Source organism: Nonlabens xylanidelens (genome assembly GCF_002934445.1).
In the GTDB taxonomy this organism is placed as follows: Bacteria; Bacteroidota; Bacteroidia; order Flavobacteriales; family Flavobacteriaceae; genus Nonlabens; species Nonlabens xylanidelens.
On record NZ_PTJE01000006.1, the window covers coordinates 43,112 to 61,518 of the forward strand.

Annotated in this window: 18 protein-coding genes; 11 read left to right on the forward strand and 7 right to left on the reverse strand. The window is 34.4% G+C overall.

Annotation, left to right across the window (positions count from 1 at the left end; genetic code table 11):
• The first annotated feature begins 152 nt into the window (after positions 1–152).
• Both LY01_RS11685 and LY01_RS11690 read left to right on the forward strand, forming a co-directional pair.
• Entirely contained in the window at positions 153–905 is a 753-nt protein-coding gene (locus LY01_RS11685) for a LytR/AlgR family response regulator transcription factor (protein ID WP_104516040.1), read from the forward strand.
• Positions 892–3,843, forward strand: coding sequence for a sensor histidine kinase (locus LY01_RS11690; RefSeq protein WP_104516041.1), 2,952 nt, complete (start codon positions 892–894; stop codon positions 3,841–3,843). Before LY01_RS11685 ends, LY01_RS11690 begins: the two co-directional genes overlap by 14 nt.
• Positions 3,844–4,097: 254 nt before the next feature.
• On the opposite strand, the gene LY01_RS11695 is transcribed toward LY01_RS11690, so the two are convergent.
• A complete protein-coding gene (locus LY01_RS11695) occupies positions 4,098–4,586 on the reverse strand; it encodes a metallophosphoesterase family protein (protein ID WP_104516042.1) in 489 nt (162 codons plus the stop codon).
• Positions 4,587–4,680: 94 nt separating this feature from the next.
• On the opposite strand from LY01_RS11695, the gene truA reads away from it, so the two are divergent.
• Genes truA through LY01_RS11710 form a run of 3 tightly spaced genes read left to right on the forward strand, consistent with a single transcriptional unit; the run spans position 4,681 to position 7,678 of the window.
• Positions 4,681–5,436 carry a tRNA pseudouridine(38-40) synthase TruA gene (gene truA / locus LY01_RS11700; protein ID WP_104516043.1) on the forward strand — a complete coding sequence of 252 codons (756 nt, stop codon included), beginning with the start codon at positions 4,681–4,683 and terminating at the stop codon, positions 5,434–5,436.
• Positions 5,436–5,897 carry a hypothetical protein gene (locus LY01_RS11705; protein ID WP_245890711.1) on the forward strand — a complete coding sequence of 154 codons (462 nt, stop codon included), beginning with the start codon at positions 5,436–5,438 and terminating at the stop codon, positions 5,895–5,897. Before truA ends, LY01_RS11705 begins: the two co-directional genes overlap by 1 nt.
• Before the next feature lie 2 nt (positions 5,898–5,899).
• On the forward strand, positions 5,900–7,678 hold the full coding sequence (locus LY01_RS11710; RefSeq protein ID WP_104516045.1) for an ABC transporter ATP-binding protein: 1,779 nt from the start codon (positions 5,900–5,902) through the stop codon (positions 7,676–7,678).
• On the opposite strand, the gene LY01_RS11715 is transcribed toward LY01_RS11710, so the two are convergent.
• The 5 genes from LY01_RS11715 to folP all read right to left on the reverse strand — a co-directional run bounded on the left by LY01_RS11715 (position 7,675) and on the right by folP (position 11,803).
• The gene (locus LY01_RS11715; protein ID WP_245890712.1) at positions 7,675–8,397 is read right to left on the reverse strand and encodes a DUF3667 domain-containing protein; all 723 of its coding nucleotides are present in this window, start codon (positions 8,395–8,397) and stop codon (positions 7,675–7,677) included. The two genes, LY01_RS11710 and LY01_RS11715, sit on opposite strands and share 4 nt — an antisense overlap.
• A 128-nt stretch (positions 8,398–8,525) precedes the next feature.
• Positions 8,526–9,368, reverse strand: coding sequence for a DUF3667 domain-containing protein (locus LY01_RS11720; protein WP_104516047.1), 843 nt, complete (start codon positions 9,366–9,368; stop codon positions 8,526–8,528).
• A gap of 6 nt (positions 9,369–9,374) precedes the next feature.
• Positions 9,375–10,181 carry a DUF3667 domain-containing protein gene (locus LY01_RS11725; protein ID WP_104516048.1) on the reverse strand — a complete coding sequence of 269 codons (807 nt, stop codon included), beginning with the start codon at positions 10,179–10,181 and terminating at the stop codon, positions 9,375–9,377.
• Positions 10,181–10,957 (reverse strand): diadenylate cyclase CdaA, encoded by a 777-nt coding sequence (gene cdaA, locus LY01_RS11730; RefSeq protein WP_104516049.1) that lies wholly within the window; start codon positions 10,955–10,957, stop codon positions 10,181–10,183. Before cdaA ends, LY01_RS11725 begins: the two co-directional genes overlap by 1 nt.
• A gap of 15 nt (positions 10,958–10,972) precedes the next feature.
• Complete coding sequence (folP, locus tag LY01_RS11735) at positions 10,973–11,803, reverse strand: dihydropteroate synthase (protein WP_104516050.1); 831 nt, start codon at positions 11,801–11,803, stop codon at positions 10,973–10,975.
• A 55-nt stretch (positions 11,804–11,858) separates the two neighbouring features.
• Between folP and LY01_RS11740 the strand changes: the two genes are divergently transcribed.
• The 6 genes from LY01_RS11740 (at position 11,859) to LY01_RS11770 (ending at position 17,063) form a co-directional block, all read left to right on the forward strand.
• Positions 11,859–12,392 carry a DUF1599 domain-containing protein gene (locus LY01_RS11740; protein WP_104516051.1) on the forward strand — a complete coding sequence of 178 codons (534 nt, stop codon included), beginning with the start codon at positions 11,859–11,861 and terminating at the stop codon, positions 12,390–12,392.
• Entirely contained in the window at positions 12,389–13,006 is a 618-nt protein-coding gene (gene recR, locus LY01_RS11745) for a recombination mediator RecR (protein WP_104516052.1), read from the forward strand. The genes LY01_RS11740 and recR overlap by 4 nt, the downstream gene beginning before the upstream one ends.
• A 3-nt stretch (positions 13,007–13,009) precedes the next feature.
• A complete protein-coding gene (locus LY01_RS11750; RefSeq protein ID WP_104516053.1) occupies positions 13,010–14,101 on the forward strand; it encodes a glycosyltransferase family 2 protein in 1,092 nt (363 codons plus the stop codon).
• A gap of 134 nt (positions 14,102–14,235) precedes the next feature.
• On the forward strand, positions 14,236–15,552 hold the full coding sequence (locus tag LY01_RS11755) for a dihydrolipoamide acetyltransferase family protein (protein WP_104516054.1): 1,317 nt from the start codon (positions 14,236–14,238) through the stop codon (positions 15,550–15,552).
• A gap of 169 nt (positions 15,553–15,721) precedes the next feature.
• Positions 15,722–16,393 carry a DUF6705 family protein gene (locus tag LY01_RS11760; RefSeq protein ID WP_146080426.1) on the forward strand — a complete coding sequence of 224 codons (672 nt, stop codon included), beginning with the start codon at positions 15,722–15,724 and terminating at the stop codon, positions 16,391–16,393.
• A gap of 385 nt (positions 16,394–16,778) precedes the next feature.
• Positions 16,779–17,063 (forward strand): hypothetical protein, encoded by a 285-nt coding sequence (locus LY01_RS11770; protein WP_104516057.1) that lies wholly within the window; start codon positions 16,779–16,781, stop codon positions 17,061–17,063.
• A 192-nt stretch (positions 17,064–17,255) separates the two neighbouring features.
• On the opposite strand, the gene LY01_RS11775 is transcribed toward LY01_RS11770, so the two are convergent.
• Positions 17,256–18,401, reverse strand: a complete 1,146-nt coding sequence (locus LY01_RS11775; RefSeq protein ID WP_104516058.1) for a glycosyltransferase — start codon at positions 18,399–18,401, stop codon at positions 17,256–17,258.
• Positions 18,402–18,407 lie beyond the last annotated feature (6 nt).

Sequence of the window (18,407 nt, forward strand, 5' to 3'; positions counted from 1 at the left end):
CCTTGCAGGTTTTTGTTTTTTAGGGTTTTATCTGTTCCGCTTTCGCGAAAGCGAATCTTAAATAAACATTTTTTAAAGAATTGTGATTCTAGATTAAAATAAACAACAAGCAATAAGTAATGTTTAATCCCTCTTTTTGCTACATTTAAAGCATGATAAACGTTATAATCATTGATGACGAATCTCACGGAAGGTCATTGCTCCATAATTTATTAGAAAAAGAACTGGGCGATCAATACCAGCTTAAAGAAAGTTGCTCTTCTGTAAAAGAAGGTGTTAAGGCTATACAACAGCATAAGGTAGATCTAGTGTTTCTAGATATTCAAATGCCAGAAGAAGACGGTTTTGAATTGTTTAATTATTTTGAGAATATAGATTTTGAAATCATCTTTGTTACTGCTTTTGATCAATATGCGATCAAAGCTTTTAAATGCAGTGCATTGCATTATTTGTTAAAACCGATAGATCCTGTGCAGCTGCATGAGGCAATTGAGAGGTACAAAAATTCTAAGGAGAATAAAAAAGCCATACTCAAAAAATTTGACGTCTTTGCAGAGTATATAGAAGGACAACAAGAGAAAAAACGTATTGTTTTTAATACTACTACAGGCTTTGAAGTAGTAGTTATTAAAGAACTAGTACATATTGCTGCCGAGGGTAATTACAGTCAATTATATTTTAAGGATGGTAGTAATAAGTTGGTTACTAGTTCGCTCAAGGGAATAGAAGATTGTCTGCCAGATTCTTATTTTCTTAGAATCCACCACGGACACATTATTAATTTAAACGCGGTGGAAAAATTTACTAAAACAGATCGTGAGGTTACCCTAATTAATGGGGATACTCTAAAAGTAGCAGAGCGAAAGTTGAAATTATTCTTAAGCCGCATCAGTGAAGCAATCTAATTTTCTGATTTTTTTACTCTTTACTATAAGTGTCTTAGGGCAAAGGCATCCATCTGTTTCTTATACAGAGCAAAATGTGTTGCCTAATAATGCGGTGCGCTGCCTTTTTAAATCGGATGACGGTGCATTGTGGATAGGTACTGATAATGGGCTAGTGCGCAAGTATAATAATCAGTTTACTACCTATTATAAAGAAGATGGACTTGCACAAAATAACATTTGGGCGGTTGCACAAAGTAAGGATCGTACCTTGTGGATAGGTAGTTATGGAAAAGGGTTATCTACTTATAGAAAAGGTGTCATTAAGGAGTATGAGTATAATGATCAATTAGTACATCTAGAGGTGACTCAATTAATGATTCATGAATCCTATTTGTATGTAGGAACTAGTAACGGTGTCGCCATCATCAATATTAAAAATGGTAAACTGGTTAAAAACTTAAAACCTAAAATGCCTTTTGAGGATAGTTTTAGGATTCAAGATTTTTTCTTGATAGAAAATGAGGTGTATGCAGTAAGCTATTTACAAGGGGTGTTTAAGGTTCAAGAAAATGGCGCGACCTTTAATCTGTTTCAAATTACAGATGCAAAAGAACTTTATGCGGCACAAGTATATCGTGGACAGTTGTTTTTAAGTGGTAAAGAATTCTATAAAAAAATAAATCTAGATAGCGTTGTACAGCCAGGTGTTTATAAAAAGGCCTTAAAAATAGAAAGTTCTATCCTTTGGGATTATGAAGTGTCTGATAATTTATTTTATGCAGCGGCTTGGGGTATTTATCAAAACGATGGAGGGATTTATAAATGGGAGAACGGAAGTTTTAAGAATAAGAACAAGGATTATGGAGTGGAAAGCACGCAAGTAACTAGTTTACAATATGACCAAGAGGTAGACCGCTTATTTATAGGGACACTAGATCATGGGTTGTATGAAGTTTACTTGAATGAAACGATACGTTTTGAAAGTGTACCACACGAGAGTGTGATCGATCTAGCACATCTAGAAGAAATTAATGCTTATTTATTTAATGATGGTTTAGAAATAGGGGAGACTTCTATAAATGCATCTAGGTTTAAAGAATGGCAATCAGAATTTGTGAAAACTCATCCCGAGCAATTGCCAAAGCATAAAGACTTTTTCTATGAATTAGATTACGATACACCTGCTGCAAACATCGTTTTTTATAGTCTCAAAACGAATAACAATGAGTTTTGGATTAATACTTCTATAGGTCTATATGTGTTCAACAAAAAGGCAGAGTTAGTTAGGTATATGCCGTTACATACTCTAGAGTTTAATTTTACAGATTCACGTGATTTAATAGAGACTAATTTTTATCATGGCTCACGAGTTTATGATAAGTTAGAGCCGTTATCGTATACATACTTTGATAATGTGGCCGATGTGAATAACCCTGGGCATGTGGTAGGTAGCGCACAACAAAAGGATAAAACTTATTTCACATCTATATTTAGTGGGTTGTATGCTTATAAAAATGGTGTATTCACTTCGTATGTGAAAAATGAGTTGTGGCAAGAAAAGCGCTTGCGACACATTACTAGATTGGATAAAGATCGATTAGCGATTTCTAATGAAGATGGTGATGTTTTTATAGTGGAAGACACGATACCTATTCGTGTTAAAAAGATCAGCCGTAATTATAAACACGGTAATACTATTAATTTTCTTAGTTCATATAAGGGTAGGCTTATAATAGGCACCTCAAAAGGTGTGGTGTTGTACAAAGATGGTGTAGAGATTTTTATAGATAAAGAACAAGGCTTAGATGATAAAGTAACCAGTTGTATGGTAAAAAATGATACTTTATTTTTAGGAAGTGGTCACGGGCTATTTAAAGTAGCGTTATTAGATGTTTTAAATAAGCCAAATAGAGTGAAAAGCTTAAAAATTATAGATTTTAAAGTGAATGGTGTAGTCCAGCAGCCATTGAGAATGAAACAGTCTAGCCTGGATTATAATCAAAACTCCATACAGTTAACACTTGCTACCAATCAACATCCATTTCCAGAAAAATTACAGTACAGTTATCGAATTAATGAGGACGAAGACTGGATTTCCATAAAAGGATCTGTAATTAATTTGCCTTATTTACAGCCTGCTTTTTATGATATTCAAGTAAAGATAGAAGACGCATCTACTGGTGCTATATTTCAAAAATCTGTAATTAATTTTATTGTTAACGATCCGTTTTATCAAAGTACTTGGTTTATAATTTTATGTTTTAGCATTGTTATAGGGATTTTATACACGTACTTCAGCTTAAAGCGAAAAGGTGCAAAACAACTGTCAGAAGAGAGAGAAGCTATTACTAAGCGTGTAGAAGAAGTGAAATTAGAGGCGCTATTATCGCAAATGAATCCGCATTTTGTATTCAATTCACTTAATTCAGTTCAGTATTTTATTAGTAATAATGAGAACGATCGTGCAATGAAATATTTAGGGACTTTTGCAGGATTGATGAGAGCTAATTTAAATAATAGTACCAGGCAGTTTATAGCTCTAGAAGAAGAAATAGCATACTTGAAGAGCTATACTCAATTAGAAAATGCACGTTTTGACGATCGTATTTCTATCCTTTTTAATATCGATAAAGAGCTGTCATTATCTCAAGTTAGTATTCCCAATATGGTGTTGCAGCCATTTGTCGAAAATGTATTTGTACATGCATTTCCATCTAGAATAGAATCTCCTAATTTAGAAATAGAATTCTCAAAAATAGATGAAGATCATTACCGTTGTGTAGTAAAGGATAATGGTATAGGAAACGCAAGCTTTACAAAAAATAAGCATCATGTTTCTAAGGGAATGCAACTTGTCCAAGAACGCTTATCATTTTTAGGATACGACCCTGAAAAAGCGCTTAGAATCCTTCATACTAGTAAAGGAACAACTATAACACTTGATTTAGAGCTGTAACAGTTATTTAATAATCACCTACAGTTATGTAATGGGCTGGATTTTATAAAACCATTAAGTTAACTTTATTTCTGTAAGATTTTTGTTGATTTCAACCTTGTGTTTTTTTAACAAGAATTGAATTACGAAAAGAGTTTTTTATTGAAACACACAACCGGCCAAAACAAAAATTAGGGGTAATATTTTAAAGTTGGTTTGTGTGAAAAACTGGAAGCTTTGCTTCCAGTTTTTTTTTTTTTTTTTGCTTAATTCTGTTATCGATCTTTCTCTATAACTTCTAGATTTGAAATCTTGCCATCATTTAATTCAAAACGTAACATGGTACGTTTTTTATGAAAACCATGCATTCCTATGGCACCAGGATTCATGTGTAAGCATTGAATCTTTTTATCCATAATTACTTTTAAAATATGGCTATGCCCACAAATAAAAACCTGCGGTGGATTTGCATAGAGCTCTTCTCGTATTTTGGGATTATACCTTCCAGGATAACCACCTATATGAGTGATCCATATATCCATCCCTTCACAATTAAATCTATTGTTTAAAGGGAACTGCATTCTTGCTTTATCGTCGTCTATATTTCCATAAACAGCACGCAGTGGTTTTAATGCAGCAATTTGATACGTAACGTTTAGATCCCCTATATCACCAGCATGCCACACCTCGTCAGCTTGTTTTATGTATTTGATTATAAAATCATCTATATGACTGTGCGTGTCAGAAAGGAGTAATATTTTCATATTGCAAATTTAATAAGCAAATAGCTATGGTTAATTTCAATTCTCGTGTGATTTCAGAATCAATTTCAAATTCATTCCACTTATCTTTGTGGCGATGCAAGATAAACCACGTTATTTTATAGAATTAGCCTATGATGGTACAGCCTATCACGGCTGGCAACGACAGCCCCAAAGTATTTCTGTACAAGAGGTGCTAGAAGATGGTTTGCAAAAAATGCTGCGTGAGAAAATTGCTATTCAAGGCGCAGGAAGAACAGATGCTGGTGTGCATGCCGCATATATGGTTGCTCACTTTGTATTTGATGGAGGTATAGATATCGAGCATTTAGTATATCGCCTTAATAGATGGTTGCCTAAGGATATAGCTGTTTACGATATAAAGCCAGTTACCGATAAAGCACACGCACGGTTCCATGCTTATAAACGTTCTTATGAATATCATTTTCTATTGAGACCTAATCCATTTGATGTAAATCAGGCTTATGTGTTATTTAGAAAGCCAGATTTTGAATTGATGCAAAAAGCGGCAGATATTCTTCTAGAATATAAAGATTTTGAGTGTTTCTCAAGAACTAATACCGACGTGAATACCTTCATTTGCGACCTTACAGAAGCGCGTTTTGAATTTAAAGAACACAAGGTGATTTTTCATATCACGGCAAATAGATTTTTACGTAACATGGTAAGAGCAGTAGTAGGGACATTGCTAGATGTAGGTTACGGTAAAAAAACGGTAGAAGACATGCATGAAATTATTGCTTCAAAAAATAGAAGCAATGCAGGAGCAAGTGCGCCGGCAGCAGGTTTATTTCTTACACAAATTCATTATCCTGAAGAGCTGTTCTTATAATGGGAAAAATCCTCTATAAAGAAACTCAAAAATTTAATCAGTGGTGGCTGTGGTTAATTGTTATAAGCTTGTTTCTTATTCCTATCTTACAATTTAACTGGTCAGAAGATCTTTTAGGTCAATTTACTACTGATAAAATTATCCCAAGTATTTTACCTGTTGTCATTTTGGTTTTATTTTTAACACTTAAAATGACTACGGTTATTACCGAAGATAAAATTACAGTACGCTATATTCCGTTTGTAAGAAAAGAATTTAATTGGAGTGAATTAAGCTTTGCTCAAGTTATAGATTATGGTTTTATAGGTGGCTGGGGTATTCGATTTTGGACCTCTTATGGTACAGTTTATAATGTAAGAGGCTCAAAAGGTCTACACATAAAAACAGCTAGTAACCAATATGTAATTGGTACACAAAAAGAAAAAGAATTACGTTCTACAATAGAACATTTATTGAAATAAATATGGCATCTACAACAGGTAATGCATTTAACATGTCTCTTTTTAGAAGACTACTTTCTTATACTAAGCCTTATAAGCTTACTTTTTACTTTGTAGCGTTAAGTGCAATTCTCATTGCAGTAGTTGCTATAGGAATGCCTTATTTAATAAAGGTTTCCATAGATGAGCATATCATACCTCGTCAGTTTGACGGTTTTACAACTGTTATAGGCATGATGACAGCCGTTCTAATTATAGACGTTTTACTACAGCTCAGCTTTATTTATTATGCAAACTGGTTGGGACAGCAGGTGATAAGAGATTTACGTGTAAAACTCTTTACTCACATGATGGGCTTTAAGATGCAGTATTTTGATAAAAGTGCTGTAGGTAAATTAGTTACTAGAGCGGTGAGTGATATAGAAACTATAGCGAGTATTTTTTCTCAAGGATTGTTTGTCATCATTTCTGATTTGTTGAAAATGGTCGTTGTTCTTGGTTTCATGGCCTATTCTAGTTGGAAACTGACCTTAATAGCGTTAATAGTCATGCCTTTTATATTGTATGCCACTCGTGTATTTCAAAAAGCTATGAAAGTTGCTTTTGAAGAAGTGCGTACTCAAGTAAGTAATTTGAACTCTTTTGTGCAAGAACGTGTTACTGGTATGAAAATCGTACAAATCTTCAATCGTGAAAAGGTAGAGTACGAGCAGTTTAAAGAGATTAATGATAAGCATAGAAATGCGTGGGTAAAAACGGTATGGTACAACTCTATTTTCTTTCCTATTGCAGAGATGGCTTCGAGTATAACAATCGGTTTGATTGTTTATATAGGAGTAGTCATGAATCTAGGTGCAGAGGCTACAACTATGGCTGTAGAAATAGGTACTATCGTCATGTTCATTGATCTATCACAAAAATTATTTAGACCATTGCGCCAGATAGCAGATAAGTTTAACACGCTACAAATGGGAATGGTAGCGGCAAATCGTGTTTTTGCTATTCTAGATACAGAATCTCAAATAGAAGATCAAGGAGATCTAGTGGCTGCGCATCTTAAAGGTGATATAGAGTTTAAAAATGTAGACTTTAGCTATGTAGATAACGAGCTCGTTTTAAAGAACCTTAGTTTTAAAGTTGCCTCTGGTGAGACCGTTGCCATTGTTGGTGCTACTGGTGCAGGAAAATCTACCATCATCAACCTTCTTTCTCGTTTTTATGAAATTAATAGTGGAGAGATTTTGATAGATTCCGCTTCCGCGAAAGCGTACCAGTTATCATCTCTTAGATCACAAATAGCTGTGGTGCTACAAGACGTATTCTTGTTTGCAGATACTATTTTAAATAATATCACACTACAGAATCCAGATATAACAGAAGACGATGTCATCAAGGCAGCTCAAAAAATAGGGGTGCATGATTTTATAATGACCTTGCCTAATGGTTACCATTACAATGTTAAAGAAAGAGGAGTGATGCTTAGTTCTGGACAGCGACAGTTAATAGCATTTTTAAGAGCTTATGTTTCTAACCCAAGTATCTTAATTCTAGACGAGGCAACAAGCTCTGTAGACGCATACAGCGAGCAGTTGATACAAGATGCGACAGACATTATAACTAAAGGACGTACTTCTATAGTAATCGCTCACAGACTTGCAACCATCAAAAAAGCAGATAAAATTATCGTGATGGATGCAGGAGAAATAGTAGAAATAGGCTCGCATAGTGAGTTACTTCAAAAAGAAAATGGTTATTACAAGAATCTTTATGAAGTGCAGTTTTTACAACAAGAAGTGGCTTAGACCACACCAGTAGTTCTAAGAATAATACCTATTAATATACTCAGTATACCAAGTATAATACCTACAACTATCATAAGTGTTATACTCACTAAAACAGAGATGAGCGCTTTTAAAATTAAAGATTGATTATCCAGGTTAAAACACCTTTTGTAACAATATATAATATAAATAATCAGTAAAGGAAACCCAACAAACCCTACATACATAACTGCCTGAGGGAAAATAAGTACGGTTATAATGGTAAAAGGAGTTGTCACAATTACAGAGTGGCCATATGCATACATGTAGAAAACCATCTGTTCAGTAAAATTAAAATAGCGTTTTCCCCACAAGCTAATTCTAGCTATTAAGGCCAGAAAAGGAATAGTGAGTAATAAAAAGAATCCTTGAAAATCAAATGCGTATTTACCAAATTCTTCATTAAACTTATTGGTCATTTCCATTTGCTCAGGACTGTAATTCATTTGAGAATAAACCTCTTGTTGTGATGCTAGAATTTGATCAAAAGCTCCTGTGTTCTTTAAAACAAAAGTGTAAATACCAGTGACAAAAAGAGCTAATAATAAATATCTCATCGCATCCATATAATTAACACGACGTCCATTCATATAACCTAATATGACAGCTTCTGGTTTCTTAAATAAGTCTATAAAAGTTCTAAAAAACTTAGTGTCTATACCCAAGTACATATCAGTAAAATCATGAGTTACCTGTTTCATGGTAATGCGATTTTCCAACCATTTTGCACCACAATGCGAACAGAAATTCTGTTCCAAGTATATCATTTGAGAGCAGTTTTTACAATTTCTTTCCATAGATTTTTAACTTCTAGACGATAATAGGTTTTTTATTTTTGTGGTAAAAAGGCACTTAAATCATAGCCCAAAACTTTATCTGCAATAAGCAATGTTATAATTGTTAATATTATCAATAAGAAAAAAATAAGAATCGCCATTACACTTAATACCAATACAGCAATTAGCGATTTTAAAATAGTTGTTTGAAGATCTAACTGAAAACATTTTTTATAACAATAAGCATTGTATATAAACATTATAGGATAGGTCATGAAAGACCAATACGTAAATACTTCTGGACTTATCCACAAGAGAATTAAACTGATAGGAGTTGTTGCAATGGTAATTTGCGCAAAGGTGTATAGATAAAAAACAATTTGCTCTGTAAAATTAAAATAGCGTTTTCCCCAAAAAGTAATACGACCTATAAGCGCTAGTAATGGAATACTAGACAATGTTATTATTCCTAAATAATCAAAAATAACGTCAGATGTTTTTCTTTGAAATTCCATCATATTTGCATCATTTCCATGACTTCCTTGCCGTGCCCAGCCACTTTGAAAATCTTGAAGGTATTGATCCAGTGCTCCAGAGCTGCGCATGATAAACATATAGATTCCTGTCACAAACAAGGCTAGTAACATGTATCTCACCGCATCCATATAGTTAACACGGCGTCCATTCATGTAGCCTAGTATGACCGCTTCTGGTTTTCTAAAAAGATCTAGAAACGTACGTACAAATTTAGTGTCTATACCTATGTACATATCGACAAAATCGTTACCTACCTGCTTCATTGTAATGCGATTTTCTATCCATTTTGCTCCACAACCAGAGCAATGAGATTTCCCTGCATAAATAAGGTCGGCACAGTTTTTACAATTTCTTTCCATAGATTTTTAATGAGCAGCAGCTGTATTGAGTAGGTCTGAGTTGAAGAAGAATAAGAGAGCAACTGCTATAATAATTACAATGATCATCAAAATAGCAGAGATAACGTTAAATACGATAATAGCAAGCAGTCCTTTTAAAACAGTTTGTTGTACATCTAGTTTAAAGCACCTTTTATAATACCAGGCTACTTGTAAAAAAATAAAAGGTGTCAGTGCTAGTGATACCATTTGATAAGGAATGTCAAAACCAATCATAAGTGGCGTAGCCACAAAAGTAACTATGTTAACAAGTGCGAATACATAAACGTATAAAATCAAATGCTCTGTAAAATTGTATTTTCTAATATCTAAGAAGATTATATAACCTGATAAAGCATAGGCCGGTAAGAAAAATGTAGTAAAAGCACCTATGTAGTCATAAAAAAAATCTGTAAAATTTTCTAAGCTTTGACCGGTATTATTTTGAACATTTGTTATTTCGGCTACATTCATCCCTAAAGTGTCTGGTGCGAAATGCCTTAATAAAAAAATTTGTAAACCTACTAGAGATAAACTGATTAAGTAAAAGTTAATGGGGTTTACATATTTCTTGCGTTGGCCACTTATATAGCCATTTATTACATCTTCAGGATAGCGCAGTAAACCTAAAATGGTAACTAGAAAAACATTGTCAGTTCCTAAATATCGATTAGATAACTCGGCTGTTATTTTACGAGGGGTTAATCTATATTCTACCCATTTAGAACCGCAATGCGAGCAATAATTTTGTTGCGCATAAAGTAATTTTTTACAGTTTTTACAATTACGTTCCATTAAGCGAGGTGAGATTTGATTTTGGCAGCTAGTTCATCTGTGTCAGTATATGATTCAAACTCGCCTTCATGAACTAGAGATATTTGACCAGTTTCTTCACTTACTATTAATGCGATAGCACTACTTCTTTCAGTTAAACCTAAAGCCGCTCTGTGTCGCAACCCAAAACGTTGAGGTATCTTTCTGTTTTCAGATACAGGTAATATCACTCGTGTAGCTGTAATCTTATTACCTTCTACTATCATCGCGCCATCGTGTAGCGTACTGTTCTTATAGAAAATACTTTGTATGATAGAAGAGTTTACTAAAATGTCTTGATCGTCTCCAGTGTTTTTAACAAATTCTAAAGAGCCATCTCTCTTAATACCTATTAATGCGCCAGTTTTAGTAGAGCTCATTTTTTTACAAGCTTTAACGATCTCGTCCACAACCATATGATTGTTGTCTTGTTCTTCTTGAAAAATGCGTAGTTGTTTAAAAAATCGCCTGCGAGAAGTGAATTTTGTAGAACCTAGCATTAAAAGAAAACGTCTTATTTCTTGTTGAAATACCACTATTAGAGCAACCACACCAGCACCAGTAACAGCGCCTAATGCCTGACTCAACATTTCCATTTTCATGAAAACCGTTAATTGATAAATCAAGTAGATAATAAAAATTCCTATAAAAATATTGAGCGCTGCGGTACCTTTAACCAGGCGGTATAAGTAAAAGACCACAGCTGCGACTAGCAGTATGTCTATTAAATCTATTATTCTAAATCCAGGAAGTTCCATGTAGCTAAAATATAATTAATTTACCGTTAACTGGTTATACAACGCTATAGTTTCCATCGCTTCTTTAACATCGTGCACACGTAAAATTTTTGCGCCTTTCATTAAACACACCATGTTTAGGGCTGTTGTTCCATTTAAAGATTCTTGTGCGGTGCTATCAAGGGTTTTGTAAATCATTGATTTACGAGATATTCCAGCTAGAATAGGTAGTCTGTGAGCTTTTAAAAGATCTAGGTCAGAGAGCAATTCAAAATTTTGTTGGGTAGATTTTGCAAAACCAAAACCTGGATCTATAATTAGGTCATTAATTCCGCAAGCTCTTGCAGCAGCAACACGTTCAGAAAAATAACGATTTATTTCTACCACCATATTTTCATAATCGGTCATGGTTTTCATGCTTTGTGGAGTACCACGCATGTGCATCATGATGTAGGGGATTTTGGCTTTTCCCACAGTTTGTAACGTGTTTTCAGATAAAATACCAGCGCTTATATCGTTCACGATAGTCGCTCCGTGATTAATAGCCTTTTCTATTACGCTTTCGCGAAAGCTGTCACAACTTAAACCTTTAATATCAAAACGAGCTGTTATCAAATCAAGAACTGGGAGAACTCGAGATAACTCTTCTTCTACAGAGATGTCCGTACCATCTGGTCTGGAGCTGTAACCACCTACATCTATAAATGTAGCGCCAGCATCTAGCATGGTTTCTACTTGGTTTAAAATAGCAGCGTCATTTTTAAGCCTGCCGCCATCATAAAAAGAGTCTGGTGTGCAGTTCACAATACCCATGGTGTGAGGTGTAGAAAGGTCGATTAGTGTGCCCGTGCAATTTATAGTCGCCATGAAATATGGTTAATTGAGTTTTAAATGCGAAATTTACGCAAAATTTATAGCCCTTATGTCGCAAACTAGTCAGCAATATGATGCAGTTATCACACAATGTCGTGATTTGTTTTCTAATAAAATGAAGGATTATGGTAGTGCATGGCGCATTTTACGCTTGCCATCACTTACAGATCAGATTTTTATTAAGGCACAGCGCATAAGAGGTCTTCAAACTCTTGCAGAAACAAAGGTGGACGAAGGCCAGGAAAGTGAATTTATAGGCATTATTAATTATTCAATAATGGCACTTATACAACTAGAAAAAGGTGTGGTAGAGCAACCAGATCTAGAACTAGAAGAGGCTGTTGCATTGTACGACCATCATGTTGCGATTACTAAACAGTTAATGATGGATAAAAACCATGATTATGGTGAGGCATGGAGAGATATGCGAGTAAGCTCTTTAACTGATTTGATTCTTCAAAAGTTATTGAGAGTAAAACAAATTGAAGATAATGAAGGTGCTACACTAGTGTCAGAAGGTATCGATGCAAATTATCAAGACATGATTAATTATGCTGTTTTTGCGATGATTCATTTATCATGAATTTTTCCTCAAAAATATTAGAAGAAGCGGTAGATCAAGTATCGCAATTACCTGGCATAGGTAAACGCACGGCATTGCGACTGGTGTTGCATTTAATGCGCCAGCCAGAGCATAATACAGATGCGTTATCTGATGCGTTATTAAAGATGCGACACGATCTTAATTTTTGTAAAAAATGCCATAATGTAAGTGATGTAGAGATTTGTGAGATTTGTGCCAGTCACAACCGCGATCAATCCATCGTTTGTGTGGTAGAAGATATACGAGACGTCATGGCTATAGAAAACACGAGTCAGTATCGTGGTTTGTACCATGTTTTAGGAGGTAAAATAAGTCCTATGGATGGAATAGGGCCACAAGATCTTAAAGTGAGATCACTGGTAGATCGTGTAAAAAACGATGGCGTTACCGAGATTATCTTTGCACTAAGTCCAACCATAGAAGGAGATACTACTAACTTCTATATTTTTAAACAACTCGATGGACTAGAAGTCAACACTTCTACCATCGCGAGAGGAATAGCCGTAGGAGATGAGTTAGAGTTTGCCGATGAGGTAACGCTAGGAAGAAGTATCTTACATCGCGTTCCTTATGAGAATTCATTAAAAAACTAATTCTTGCAATTATCCATAATCATACTTAATTATAACGCAGCAGCTTTTCTTGAGCTGTGTGTTTATAGTGTGATGCGAGCGGTTAAAAATCTAGATGCAGAGATTATTGTAGCCGATAATAATTCTACAGATCACAGCCTTGAGATGTTAGCCTCTATTTATGGTGATCGTATAAAAGTGATAGTACATAAAGAAAATCATGGTTTTTCTAAAGGGAATAACCTTGCTGTAGAACAGGCTATAGGAGAATATCTGTGCATTTTAAACCCAGATACGATAGTAGGAGAGAAGGTTTTTGAAGAGTGTTTAGCTTTCGCGAAAGCGGAACCCAAAGCAGGCTTTTTAGGAACCCAGCTTATAGATGGAACCGGCAAATATTTGCCAGAAAGTAAACGACATGTTCCTACACCTAAAGTCGCGAGACAAAAAATGCTGGGCAACGACAGTAATTATTACTTTAATGAAGTTGGTCAAAATGAAAGAGGCAAAGTAGATGTGCTAGTAGGAGCTTTTATGTTTTGTAAGAAAAGTGTTTATGAAGATTGCGGTGGTTTTGACGAGCGTTACTTTATGTATGGAGAGGACATCGACTTAAGTTACACGGCACTTCAAAAAGGGTATGATAATTATTACCTAGGTGATCAAAAAGTGATTCATTTTAAAGGAGAAAGTACGGTGAAAGATAAAGTCTATTTAAAAAGATTTTATGGAGCCATGGGGTTGTTTTACGATAAGTATTTTAAACAATCTACCTTAGAAAAAAAGGCAATTGACCTTTTAATAAGTAGTATGATAGTCATTAAAGGCACAAGAACGACCGAAACTGTCTTAGAAGAAAAAGAATTCATACTCGTTACCGAAGATCCTACGCTTAAAATACAAAATGTAGTATCCTCAGCGTCTATAGAATTACTTGAATCTTGCAATACGCTGAATAAGAGTGTGCTTTGGGATTTGAGTTCTCTGAAATTTGAAGAAATGATAAATTATATGTCTAAAAATACAGAAGGGACTTATAGATTTCTAAATCAGAATAAAACCTTCTATTTAGGCAGTGATAGCAGTAAATCACGTGGAATAATGAAAATTGTGTAATAGATCTTTGTAAACACTGCAAAATCGATAAGTGATTCTTAAAATATTCCCATATCAATGAATAATCCGCAATTGTAAACTGTTTAATTAGTACTTTTGCAAAATAATTAAAACGTAATAGTACCTTATTAGTTATGGCAAAATTTGAACTTAAATTACCTAAAATGGGAGAATCTGTAGCTGAGGCTACAATAACTTCTTGGCTTAAAAATGTAGGCGACACCATAGAAATGGACGAGCCTGTTTTAGAAATAGCGACAGATAAGGTGGATAGTGAAGTGCCTAGTGAGGTAGATGGAACTCTTGTTGAGATTTTATTTCAAGTAGATGATGTGGTACAAGTAGGCCAGACTATTGCAATTATAGAAACTGACGGTGATGATAGTGGAGCGACTACCGCTGCTCCAGAAACTACTGTTACTGCACCTAAAGAGATAAAAGCTGCTGCGACTGAAGTAGAAAAGCAAATCTCTCAGGTTACAGAAAATGTAGATTATACAGATAGTGATTCTTTTTACTCTCCACTTGTAAAGAATATCGCAAAAGAAGAAAACATATCTCTTACAGAGTTAGAAGGAATTTCTGGTACAGGTAAAGATGGTCGTGTTACTAAAAACGACATTTTACAATATGTTGCAGATAAGAAAGCAGGTAAAACTGCTGCACCTGCAAAGACAGCGGCTCCTGTAGCTGCTGCGGTTTCTAAACCAGCTGCAAAGGCTGCTCCAGTATCTGTAAATGGAGAAGATGAAATTATTGAAATGTCACGTATGGGTAAACTGATTGCTCATCACATGGTGGCATCAGTACAAACTAGTGCGCACGTTCAAAGTTTTATTGAGTGTGATGTGACTAATATCTGGAACTGGAGAAAGAAACATAAAGATGGTTTTAAACAAAGAGAAGGTGAGAACCTGACCTTTACACCTATTTTTATGGAAGCAGTTGCACAAGCTTTAAAAGAATTCCCGATGATGAATATCGCGCTAGATGGTGATAAAATCATTAAGCGTAAAAATATAAATCTAGGTATGGCTGCTGCTTTACCAGATGGTAATTTAATTGTACCTGTTATAAAAAATGCAGACCAATTAAATCTAGTAGGTATGGCAAAGTCGGTAAACGACCTAGCTAACAGGGCTAGAAATGCAAAATTAAAACCAGACGATACTCAAGGCGGTACGTATACGGTAACTAATGTAGGTACTTTTGGATCTGTGTTAGGAACACCTATTATCAATCAGCCACAAGTAGGTATTCTTGCTCTAGGTGCGATAAGAAAAGTGCCTGCTGTTGTTGAAACACCAGAAGGTGACTTTATCGGTATAAGAATGAAAATGTTCTTATCTCATAGTTACGATCATAGAGTAGTAAATGGTGCGTTAGGTGGACAGTTTGTTCAACGTGTGGCACAATTGCTAGAAGCGTTTGATGTAAATCGTACGGTTTAATTTTAAGCTGTTGTATTAAAAGTAAAAGCCAGTTCTTATGAACTGGTTTTTTTTGTTTTAAGAATATGATTGGATGTTGTTTTGATCGGCGGCAATAATTTGATTCATATTTTGTTTTATATTCATCAATATTTATGCTTTGTTAAACAGTGTACAGCTATTTAAGACTATGAGGAAAATCGTGTTAACAATTGTTGCTAATTTAGTTTTTATCTCAATGTTAGCGCAAGTAGAGATTAACTTGAGAGATGCGAGAAATTTATCGCTAGATGATAGGGCTGAATCTACTTATTTTAAAGATACTTTTAATGATCTTGATAAATTTGTAGGAGAGTGGACTCTAGAAATTGGTAATAAAAAACTGGAAGTTTCTATTCAAAAATTAATCAGAGTTCCAGAAATTAGAATGCTAAGAATTGATGATGGGCTACAACATTATCAAGATCTTATAAGTGTGAATTATAAGTTATATGAGAATAATCAGTTGATCATCAATTATAATTCTTCAGATTATCAATTTTTAACAATTCAAAGTAATGATTTTGTTGATTATAGAATTCCTAATGGACCAAGAACATCTAATATTTTAAATCATATATTTTTATCATATTATGAACCTACTTCAGATGGTAGTTGCCTTCGATCAATAGCAACAAATCTGCAACTAACTTATCAAGATGTACCATCTACTGATAGTCAAGGTAATGCTACAACGGGAGAGTTGTTCTGGCGAATAGAAAGTGAAAGACAAATTGCTTTTAATAATGGTTGTGATGATGGAAACGCTTCGGATACTGGTCCTCTAAGAAATTTAAGCGAGGTGACATTAATAAGAGATTAATTGAGCTCAAATTATAATTTAAAGCCAGTTCTTATGAACTGGCTTTTTTTGTTTTAATATTATTGTATGAATAAGTTTTTTAAAACTTCGGCTTTGCTATGGTTGCCATTTTTATTCTTGCTTCTCTATTTGAGTTCGCAAATCGCTAAAATATTGGAGTTTATATTAATAGCTTTCTTTTTATTTAGTTGGGTTTTAGGGGTGTTTGGTGTTATTCTGGTTTTTTCAAATTGGCAACGTTATAAGAGTATACTTTTTTTTAGTGTGTTTTTTATTTTAATGCCTTTCGTAGTGATTCTTTATTTTGTATCTCAATTACATTAACAAGAATACGATTAAGCGATTCTCAGACAGCAATTCTAATTAAACCTCTTACCTTTGCTGCATGGAAAAAGATCTTTACTTACAGCAAATAGATTATTTTAAGGGAGCACAAGTTTTACATTACTTTGAATTTGTAGAGCCTCAAGAAATTAAAGACGAATATTTTGCTGTGCATGAAATTCATGCCGTAGTAATTTGTGATTATGAAGGAGAAGAAACTATGTTATTCTATTTAGATGATGGTCTAGAAGTAGCTTTAGAATTTGAATGTGTAATCCCTAAACAAGCTAAAGAACAAACAGCTCAGGATTTTGCTGGTATAGACATTCAGTGGAAAAATAAATAAAGTAAATTCCAACTAGAATTTTATAAAAAAAAAGGCTCTAAATATCAATTTGATATTTAGAGCCTTTTTAGATTCACTCAAAACCCCTAAGGTCCAAAAAAAACTCAATCAAGTTTTCTTTTTTTGTAATGTACCATAAGTCTCTGTTTTACCTTGACGATTTATTTAAAATCGGTAACCTTATTTTTAATCCTATCCGATGTTAAGATAGTGTTGTTGATATGCTCGCGCTATTTTAATACTGTCGTGATGGTCTAGAATATGTTTTCTAGCGGCCTTTCCCATTTCTAGAATATTTTGTGGGTTATCAATGAGAAGAGATAATTGATTCACTAAATAATCGACATCTGGTCTAGCATCCATAACAGGAACAGAGGCTAGATCATGCGCTTTTAAATAGATAGAACTACCGCCAGAAAAAACGACTTTTCCCTGCGCCATAGCTTCTAGCGCATTGTAGCCTTGGTCATAACACAATACTTGATCTAGTAAAATATGAGCGTTTTTATATTTGGTAATATATTCTTGATAGGGTAGACTTACTGCTATCGTAATAAACACTTTATTACCGTATTTCTTCTTTATAATTTCTAGCGCTTCTTCAAAATAGTTGATTCCCTTTTTCCAATAATTACCTCTGTTGATTCCCATAAATATTTGAATTTGTGAGAGATCTGTATTTAATTCTAATTGAAATTTTGAATGGTTTATAGCTGCAGGAATTATAGCTGTTGCCTTATCCTGCTGTTTTAAAGCCATCGCATAATCTACATTACTAGGTATTATTTTTTGAGACGCTTCTAGTACTTTATAATAATTATCTCGGTAACCGTTACCTAGATATTTATACGTGTGAAACAATTGCTGTTTTTGAAGATGTCCTCTGTGTACCGAGTCTAAAATATTGTAACCCTCATGTTCTTCTGTAAGAAATCGGGCATATTCGTAGTCGTCACCACAGGCTATTAAAAAGGACTTTTGATTATTTTTAATTAGAAAATCTAGCATGATACGTTCTACAGCCGGCTCGCACCCAAAAGGGTTGGAATTGATAAACTGTACGATATCGTAGTTTTTTAGATGGTTCTCGCTTTCGCGAAAGCGTGCTAATTTCAATCTATCTTCTAGGTTATAGCCTGTCAGTTTCCACCAGCCTACTTTTATTTTGCGATGTAGCCAGCTTTGTTCAAAATACGTACTACCTATTTCTATATCTACAGGGAAACGCTTAAAACCATCACCATCGCCCACAATGTTTACTTCATGACCTAGCTGTTGCAGACCATGTTTTAAGGAATTATGAAAACCACTGTATTCACCTACGAGCAATATGCGCATATAGAA

What these genes read in the sequence shown, in the direction of transcription:
- LY01_RS11685 (WP_104516040.1), top strand. Translation starts at nt 153, where the DNA reads ATGATAAACGTTATAATCATTGATGACGAATCTCACGGAAGGTCATTG.
- LY01_RS11695 (WP_104516042.1), bottom strand. Translation starts at nt 4,586, where the DNA reads ATGAAAATATTACTCCTTTCTGACACGCACAGTCATATAGATGATTTT.
- truA (WP_104516043.1), top strand. Translation starts at nt 4,681, where the DNA reads ATGCAAGATAAACCACGTTATTTTATAGAATTAGCCTATGATGGTACA.
- LY01_RS11705 (WP_245890711.1), top strand. Translation starts at nt 5,436, where the DNA reads ATGGGAAAAATCCTCTATAAAGAAACTCAAAAATTTAATCAGTGGTGG.
- LY01_RS11710 (WP_104516045.1), top strand. Translation starts at nt 5,900, where the DNA reads ATGGCATCTACAACAGGTAATGCATTTAACATGTCTCTTTTTAGAAGA.
- LY01_RS11715 (WP_245890712.1), bottom strand. Translation starts at nt 8,397, where the DNA reads ATGAAACAGGTAACTCATGATTTTACTGATATGTACTTGGGTATAGAC.
- LY01_RS11720 (WP_104516047.1), bottom strand. Translation starts at nt 9,368, where the DNA reads ATGGAAAGAAATTGTAAAAACTGTGCCGACCTTATTTATGCAGGGAAA.
- LY01_RS11725 (WP_104516048.1), bottom strand. Translation starts at nt 10,181, where the DNA reads ATGGAACGTAATTGTAAAAACTGTAAAAAATTACTTTATGCGCAACAA.
- cdaA (WP_104516049.1), bottom strand. Translation starts at nt 10,957, where the DNA reads ATGGAACTTCCTGGATTTAGAATAATAGATTTAATAGACATACTGCTA.
- folP (WP_104516050.1), bottom strand. Translation starts at nt 11,803, where the DNA reads ATGGCGACTATAAATTGCACGGGCACACTAATCGACCTTTCTACACCT.
- LY01_RS11740 (WP_104516051.1), top strand. Translation starts at nt 11,859, where the DNA reads ATGTCGCAAACTAGTCAGCAATATGATGCAGTTATCACACAATGTCGT.
- recR (WP_104516052.1), top strand. Translation starts at nt 12,389, where the DNA reads ATGAATTTTTCCTCAAAAATATTAGAAGAAGCGGTAGATCAAGTATCG.
- LY01_RS11755 (WP_104516054.1), top strand. Translation starts at nt 14,236, where the DNA reads ATGGCAAAATTTGAACTTAAATTACCTAAAATGGGAGAATCTGTAGCT.
- LY01_RS11760 (WP_146080426.1), top strand. Translation starts at nt 15,722, where the DNA reads ATGAGGAAAATCGTGTTAACAATTGTTGCTAATTTAGTTTTTATCTCA.
- LY01_RS11770 (WP_104516057.1), top strand. Translation starts at nt 16,779, where the DNA reads ATGGAAAAAGATCTTTACTTACAGCAAATAGATTATTTTAAGGGAGCA.
- LY01_RS11775 (WP_104516058.1), bottom strand. Translation starts at nt 18,401, where the DNA reads ATGCGCATATTGCTCGTAGGTGAATACAGTGGTTTTCATAATTCCTTA.